The 7430-nt window shown below is 65.0% G+C and carries 8 protein-coding genes; 3 read left to right on the forward strand and 5 right to left on the reverse strand.

All coding sequences use genetic code 11. The annotated features are described in order from the left end of the window. Together V7D81_RS21275 and V7D81_RS21280 are read right to left on the reverse strand one after the other, a co-directional pair. On the reverse strand, window positions 1-558 hold a 558-nt coding region (locus V7D81_RS21275), incomplete at its 3' end, for an esterase/lipase family protein (RefSeq protein ID WP_324320083.1). A 48-nt stretch (window positions 559-606) separates the two neighbouring features. Then, a complete protein-coding gene (locus tag V7D81_RS21280) occupies window positions 607-1638 on the reverse strand; it encodes a thioredoxin family protein (RefSeq protein ID WP_324320085.1) in 1032 nt (343 codons plus the stop codon). A 241-nt stretch (window positions 1639-1879) separates the two neighbouring features. Between V7D81_RS21280 and V7D81_RS21285 the strand changes: the two genes are divergently transcribed. The 3 genes from V7D81_RS21285 to V7D81_RS21295 all read left to right on the forward strand — a co-directional run bounded on the left by V7D81_RS21285 (window position 1880) and on the right by V7D81_RS21295 (window position 4781). Further along, the gene (locus V7D81_RS21285; RefSeq protein ID WP_442958370.1) at window positions 1880-3145 is read left to right on the forward strand and encodes an epoxide hydrolase family protein; all 1266 of its coding nucleotides are present in this window, start codon (window positions 1880-1882) and stop codon (window positions 3143-3145) included. A 64-nt stretch (window positions 3146-3209) separates the two neighbouring features. Beyond that, a complete protein-coding gene (locus V7D81_RS21290; RefSeq protein WP_324320087.1) occupies window positions 3210-4253 on the forward strand; it encodes an alpha/beta fold hydrolase in 1044 nt (347 codons plus the stop codon). Window positions 4254-4265: 12 nt separating this feature from the next. Beyond that, on the forward strand, window positions 4266-4781 hold the full coding sequence (locus V7D81_RS21295) for a cytochrome P460 family protein (protein WP_324320089.1): 516 nt from the start codon (window positions 4266-4268) through the stop codon (window positions 4779-4781). A gap of 96 nt (window positions 4782-4877) precedes the next feature. Here V7D81_RS21295 and V7D81_RS21300 read toward each other — a convergent pair whose 3' ends face one another. The 3 genes from V7D81_RS21300 to V7D81_RS21310 are packed head-to-tail and all read right to left on the reverse strand — an operon-like array spanning window position 4878 to window position 7178. Next, complete coding sequence (locus tag V7D81_RS21300) at window positions 4878-5711, reverse strand: oxidoreductase (RefSeq protein WP_324320091.1); 834 nt, start codon at window positions 5709-5711, stop codon at window positions 4878-4880. A gap of 22 nt (window positions 5712-5733) precedes the next feature. Then, window positions 5734-6702 (reverse strand): quinone oxidoreductase family protein, encoded by a 969-nt coding sequence (locus tag V7D81_RS21305; protein WP_324320093.1) that lies wholly within the window; start codon window positions 6700-6702, stop codon window positions 5734-5736. 23 nt (window positions 6703-6725) lie between these two features. Next, window positions 6726-7178 carry a nuclear transport factor 2 family protein gene (locus V7D81_RS21310; RefSeq protein ID WP_324320095.1) on the reverse strand — a complete coding sequence of 151 codons (453 nt, stop codon included), beginning with the start codon at window positions 7176-7178 and terminating at the stop codon, window positions 6726-6728. Window positions 7179-7430: the final 252 nt, after the last annotated feature.

Genomic DNA, 7430 nt, shown 5'->3' on the forward strand with positions numbered 1-7430 from the left:
CAGTGCCGCATCCGTGATGGGTCGCTGCGTTGCCGCCATCAGGCGCGCGTCGTGCTTCGGCACATCGGCTGCGAACTGATCGGGAAACTTGTCCTGCAGGATGTAGAGATCCTTCACGCCACCGGGCAGCGAGACGGGCGGCGCCAGCGCCTCACCCAGCGTGCTGCCGGGAAATTTTCCCGAGAGTTCCAGCGCCGTTTCGCCGCTCTCCGGCGCGAACGCCGCGACGTACACCAGCGACTTCACGTTGGCACGTCCATTCGCGGCGTCGCTGATCACCAGGCCGCCATACGAATGGCCGACGAGCACCACGGGCGACTTGATGCTCGCGACGATGTCGCCGACGTACTTCGCATCGCCCTTGACGCTGCGCAGCGGATTCGCCGCGGCGACGACCGGATAGCCATCGGCCTCCAGAATCCGGATGACGCCGTTCCAGCTCGACGAATCCGCGAAGGCGCCATGCACCAGCACGATCGTGGGCTTTTCGTTCTGCGCATCCGCAGTCGGCCCGCCGAGCGCTGCGACCGCAGCCAGGGTTGCAACGATAGTCTTCATCACGCTTACCTCGATTGAGACAACAGGAAAGAACGAGCGCAGACGCACTCAGCCGAAAGTGAACGAGAACGCCGCGACGTCCTCGCCGAAGAACTCGATCTCGAACGTTCGCTCGACGATGGGCGAGGGCTGGCGAATGAGCTGGTAGAGACGCGGTTCGTCGACGCTGCCATAGCCCTCTGCGTCGACGTCGGTGCCGCGCGCCTCGCCCGGCGGCATGCCATCGATGCGCACGCGGAATTTCACGGGATGATCGAGCGTGGCGACGCCCATCACGAGATTGACGTCGCGCGCATGGAACCGGTACGCGATGCGTCCGGGAGCACGGTCCAGCACGCTGGCTTCCGGCGTGATCGTCCAGGCGCCATCGAGCGACCATTCGTTGAGCCGCAGTCGCTGCGGAATGCTGTAGGTGCGGGGCGTGCCGCGACCCAGTCCTTCCGGCGACGCGAAATTCACCGTGCGTTCGCGACCGAGATAGTTCTCGCCCGAGCGCAGATTCTTCCAGTCGGCCGCCACCTCGGCGCCTTTGGCGCTGGTCGGAGCCGGCTTGTCGTCACTGCCCGCGGCGGCTTGCGGCAGCAGTGATCGCAGCGCCTGTTCGAGCTGGCCGTAGTCCGCTTCGCCGACATGACGGAAGCGCACGCGACCGCTCGCATCGATGAGATACACCGCGGGCCAGTACTGATTGTGGTACGCGCGCCAGATCGCGTGATCGCTGTCGATCGCGACCGGATAGTCGACGCCGAGTGCCTGCGTCGCGCGTCGCACGTGCTGTGCGTTGCGTTCGAAGCCGAATTCCGGCGAGTGCACGCCGATGACGACCAGCCCCTGATCGCGATACTTCTCGGACCACTCCCGCAGGTACGGCAGCGTGCGCATCCAGTTCACGCAGGTGTAGGTCCAGAAGTCGACCAGCACGACCTTGCCGCGCAGATCCTCGGCCTGCAGCGGCGGCGAGTTGAGCCATTCCGTCGCCTGCGTCAGCGAGTCGATCGCGGTGGCATCGCTGCGCGTGCCGGCAGTGACGGCCAGCACGCCGGCAACCAGGGAAGCGAGCAGAACAGATTGGGTTTTCATCCTGGGCCTCGTAGCGAAGGTCTGCACATCGCGTGGGTGTGTTGCGGTTCGGGACGGATCAGACCAGTTGCGCCGGATTGCGGCGATTAGACGAAGGTATGCGCGAAGACGACCCATACCATCGTGCAATCGAGCCGCGGCCCGGCTTCTGGTCAGATCCCGTCCTCATCGCGTCGACCATTCACTCGAGGACACTTCGATGACCCACCGTACCGCCTGCCGTGTCGCATTCTTCGCCGTGATGGCGCCGGCGTTCTTGATGAATCCCGTCACGGCTTTCACGAAAAGCGCTTCCGTGCCTATGACCCGTGAGTCGCCCGCAGCGGAGATCCGGCCCTTTCGCGTCAGCATCCCGCAGGCCGCGCTCGACGATCTCAGGCAGCGCGTGCTCGCGACGCGCTGGCCGGACCGCGAGACGGTGAACGACGATTCGCAGGGCGTGAAACAGGCGACGCTCCAGGAACTCGCCCGCTACTGGGCGACGGACTACGACTGGCGCAAGGTCGAGACGCAGCTCAACTCGCTGCCGCAGTTCGTGACCCACATCGACGGGCTCGACATTCACTTCATCCATGTGAAGTCGCGGCATCCGCATGCGTTGCCGCTGATCATCACGCATGGCTGGCCGGGCTCGATTCTGGAAATGATCGATGCGATCGGCCCGCTGACCGATCCGACTGCGTTCGGCGGCAAGGCGGAGGATGCGTTCGACGTCGTGATTCCTTCGATTCCCGGCTATGGCTTCTCGGAGCGACCGGCGCAGACCGGCTGGGGCCCCGAACGCGTCGGCCGCGCCTGGGATGTGCTGATGAAGCGCCTCGGGTACACGCACTATGTGTCGCAGGGTGGCGATCATGGCTCGGTGATCTCCGATGCGATGGCGCGACAGGCGCCGGCGGGTCTGCTCGGCATTCATCTCAGCATGCCGGCGACGTTGCCGGACGCGGTCGTGCAGGCAATCAACAACGGCGGGCCCGCGCCGGTCGGACTGTCGGCGAAGGAGCGGGCCGCTTTCGATTCGCTGTATGCGTTCTTTTCGCGGAATGCAGCGTATGGCGCCATGATGGTCACGCGTCCGCAGACCGTGGGTTATGCACTGTCGGACTCGCCCGTCGGCCTCGCGGGGTGGATGTACGAGAAGATCGCGCAATGGACCTACAGCGGCGGCGTTCCGGAACGCTCGCTGACGAGAGATCAGATCCTCGACGACATTTCGCTGTACTGGCTGACCAACAGCGCGGTGTCGGCAGCGCGCTTCTACTGGGAGAACAACAACAATAACTTCAGCGCCTCGGCGCAGAAGACGCGCGACATCGCCCTTCCCGTCGCCGTCACCGTGTTTCCCGGCGAGATCTATCGCGCGCCCGAGACCTGGACGCGGCAGGCCTATCCCAGCCTCATGTATTTCCATGAAGTCGACAAGGGCGGTCACTTCGCGGCGTGGGAAGAGCCGGAGCTGTTTGCCCGTGAGCTGCGCGACGCGTTTCGCCCGTTGCGCGGCAAGTGATCGCGCAAACGTGCAAGACATGCATCGAGACTTTCCGAAATTCTTCGTTCATCACAGGTGACCCATGTCCAACCCGATAGATCTGCACAGAAGAGAATTCTTCGGCATCGCCGCTGCGGGGCTGGCCGCCGTTCAACTCGGAGTGCCGGCGATGGCTGAAGCCGGCTCGGGCCAGGAGACTCGCGTGAAAGCATCGACCGCGGCGCACACGTCCTTCGCTGCCATGAAGAACATTCAGGCCGGCGTGCTCGATGTTGCCTATGCGGAGGCCGGCCCGGCGAACGGCAAGCCGGTGCTGCTGCTGCATGGATGGCCGTATGACATTCACACCTACGTCGACGTCGCGCCGCTGCTCGCCGCTGCCGGATATCGGGTGATCGTGCCCTACCTGCGTGGCTACGGCGGCACGCAGTTTCTCTCCGCCGACACACCGCGCAATGGCCAGCAGGCGGCGCTGGCCGTCGATGCCATCGCATTGCTGGATGCGTTGCAGATCGACCAGGCAATCATCGGCGGCTGCGATTGGGGTGCGCGCACGGCGAACATCCTCGCGGCGCTATGGCCGGAGCGCTGCAAGGCGCTGGTGTCCGTCAGCGGCTACCTGATCGGCAGCCAGGCCTTGAACCGTGCGCCGTTGCCGCCGCAGGCGGAGTTGCAGTGGTGGTACCAGTACTACTTCGCCACCGAACGCGGCGAAGCGGGCTATGCGAAGTACACGCATGAGTTTGCGCGGCTGATCTGGACGCTCGCCTCGCCGAAGTGGGCCTTCGATGACGCAACGTTCGCGCGCTCGGCCGCGGCGCTGGATCATCCGGATCAGGTCGCGGTGGCGATTCACAACTATCGCTGGCGTCTCGGGCTCGCCGCGGGCGAAGCGAAGTACGACTCGCTGGAACAGAAACTCGCCGCACTGCCGACGATCGCCGTGCCGACCATCACGCTCGAAGGCGATGCCAACGGCGCGCCGCATCCGGAGCCCGCCGCATACGCGAAGCGGTTCTCCGGCCGCTACGAGCATCGACTGGTTGCCGGCGGCATCGGCCACAACCTGCCGCAGGAAGCGCCGCAGGCATTCGCTACTGCGGTGATGGATGTCGACAGGTTCTGACGGAGGTATGCAATGAAATCTCCGTTCCGTCTCGTCTGTCTCGTCGCGATCATTGCGGCGCTCATCGTCGTCGGCGTGTCGTTTGCGCGGGCGGATCAGTCTGTCGCCGCAGCGTCGCCGATCTATGGTGTGACGGTTCCGCGCGGCTATAGACAATGGGAACTGATCGCGCCCGCCCTCGAAGCGGCGCCGTTGAATGAACTGCGTGCGGTGGTCGGCAACCCGGTGGCGATCCGTGCGTATCGCAACGGCGTGCCGTCATTTCCTGACGGCACGATCCTGGTCAAGCTCGCGTGGAAGCAAATGCCTTCAGCAGAATTCGCGCCGGCGACGGTGCCGGGGCAGGCGACGACGGTGCAGGTGATGGTGAAGGACTCGAAGAAATATGCTGCTACCGGCGGGTGGGGATTCGGACGCTTCGTCGACGGTCAGCCCGTCGACGAAGCGCAGCACCGCACCTGCTTTGCGTGTCATGAGGCGCGTGCGACGGCGCAGCGCGATTACGTCTTCACCAGGTACGCGCCGTAGGCGCGGCGCCTCTGTGGGGGCCTCTTACTGTGGGGCCGGCTTTCAGCCGGCCTCTTTTCGGAAGTCAGGCTAAAGCCTGACCCACAGAAGAAACGATCACTCCGGCGGAAAATCCGTCGACGCACTCAACGCACGCCAGCGTTCCAGCTCGGCCAGTCGCGCACGATCGGCCCGTTCGATCAGCTGCAATGCATCGCTGCCCAGCGGCAGCCGGAACGGTGGATTGTCCATCGCTGCTATTTTCAGGATCGCCTGTGCCGCCCGCGCCGGGTCGCCGGGCTGACGGCCGTTGTAGTCGCGCTGCCTTCTCGCGGTGGCGCCGACGACGGCGTCGTACTCGGCGCGCCCGTCTTCGAGCACGGTCGATGAGCCGGCGAAGTCGGTGCGGAAGCCGCCGGGTTCGATGACCGTGACCTTCACGCCGATGAGCGCCATCTCCAGGGCGAGAGATTCCGAGAATCCTTCGACGCCCCACTTGGCCGCGGAATAGGGCGCTCGACCCGGCGCGCCGATGCGACCGCCCACCGACGACAACTGGATGACGTGGCCGCTGCGCTGCGCTCGCAGCACTGGAATAGCAGCCTTGGTAACAATGATGGTGCCGAACAGATTCGCTTCGATCTGGCGCCGGAACTCCGCGAGGTCGGTGTCTTCGACGGAGTTCACGTTGCCGTAGCCGGCATTGTTCACGACGACGTCGAGACCGCCGAAACGGTCGACGGCGAGTTGCACGGCCGCCTGCGCGGCATCGGCGTTCGAGACATCGAGCGCCGCTGTCCGCACGGCATCTCCGTAGCGTTGTGTCAGGTCCGCCAGTTGTCGCGGATCGCGCGCAGTGGCGACCAGTCGATGACCGGCGGCCAGCACGGCTTCGGACAGCGCACGCCCGAGGCCGCGGGAGCTGCCGGTGATGAGCCATCGCGATTGCATGGGATGTTCCTCTGTCGATGGGTTATGGAATCAGAAGCAGCTTGCCGGTGGTGGCGCGGCTTTCGATGTCGGCATGAGCGCGGGCAGCGTCGGCCAACGGATACGTCGCGCCGACGTGGATGCGCAGTTTTCCCGCGATGATCCAGTCGAACAGCTGCTGGCTGTGAGCGCGCAGCAGCGCGGGCGTGTGGATGTGATCGGCGAAAACCGCATAGCCGATCTTGATGCTGTTCGGCAGGCTCATCAGCTCGATCGGCGTGCGACCGCCGAGCACCGGGCCGTACCAGCAGAACGTGCCGCTGCGTCGCAGCGACGCGAGCGAGTCGGCGAACGTCGTCGTGCCCGAACCGTCGTACACGACGTGGACGCCTTCGCCGTGGGTCAGTCGCAGCACTTCCTGCGCGAACCTGCCGCTGGTGTCCACCACGACATGATCCGCGCCGGCGTCTTTTGCGACTGCCGCCTTGGCTGCGCTCGACACGCGGCCGATGACGGAACCGCCGCGCAACTTGATGATCTGCGTCAGCAGCGAGCCCACGCCGCCGGCCGCGGCGTGCACGAGCGCGACATCGCCCGGCTGCACCGGATAGAAGTCGGTCGCGAAATGACTCGCGGTCAGTCCCTGCATCATGACGCTGGTTGCCGTGCGATCGTCGATCGCATCGGGCACCGGCACCAGTGACGTCGCGGGAATCGCGATCCGTTCGGCATAGCTGCCGGGCGCATAGACCCACGCGACGCGTTGCCCCACGCGCACGTCTTGCACACCGCTGCCGACGGCGAGCACGCGGCCGGCGCCTTCGACACCGAGGATCTTGGGATCCGGCATCTCGGTCCACGCGAGACCACGTCGCACGCCGGCATCCATGAAGTTCACGCCGGCGACAGTGACTTCGATCAGCGCTTCTCCAGGTCCGGCCACGGGTGCAGCGCGATCCGCGAGTTCGAGCACCTCGGTGCCGCCCGGACGATTCATGACGATGGCTTTCATTGTCTGGCTCCAGATGTCTTTCGCTAACGGGTGAGTTCGAGTCGGGTGCGATACAGCTTCTGATTCGCGATGAACCAGGCGTCGTCGACCTTCTCGTAGTCGACGTGGTAGTGGCCGAGGCCGTGCAGCGTCTTGAATGGCGCGGCGGCGGTGCCGTGATCCCGGGAGCGGTCGACCCAGTCTTCCATCGCCCAGATGCCATGCGCCCGCGTCGGCGAGCGGATCTCGATCTCGTAGGAGAAGAGATGATGGATCGCCGTACCCGCGCCCACGGCATCCGAAAGCATGCGGCAGATCTGCTCGCGGCCGAGCATGGCCACCTGCGGCTTGCCATCGACGCCGTAGGGCACGAACGAGCCCTGCGGCAGAAACAGATGGGCGAGACCGAGCCAGTCCTTGGAGTCGGCCAGCCGCACGTAGCGGGACTGCAGGTTGCGGATCGCCTCGATCGCGACCAGTTTTTCCAGGTCGGTCATGTCGGGCTGCTGTCTGCGCCGGGAAATCTGCGATCGGCTTGCACGATGTGATGCTCCTGTGCTCGAGAAGGTCGTCGTGATCTCAAGCTAGAGCCGCACGCTCGCGGGCGCCATTAGACCTTGATATGAATTTCCGCCGCGTCGGGCGGACGCAAGTCGCGCAGCCATGCCCGACTCACAACTCCTAACACCAGATAACGGGCGTTTCGCATCAGGTTCCGCGACCATGAGCCCAGGCTGATTTCACACAAG

Source organism: Povalibacter sp. (genome assembly GCF_036735925.1).
Taxonomy (GTDB): Bacteria; Pseudomonadota; Gammaproteobacteria; order Steroidobacterales; family Steroidobacteraceae; genus Steroidobacter.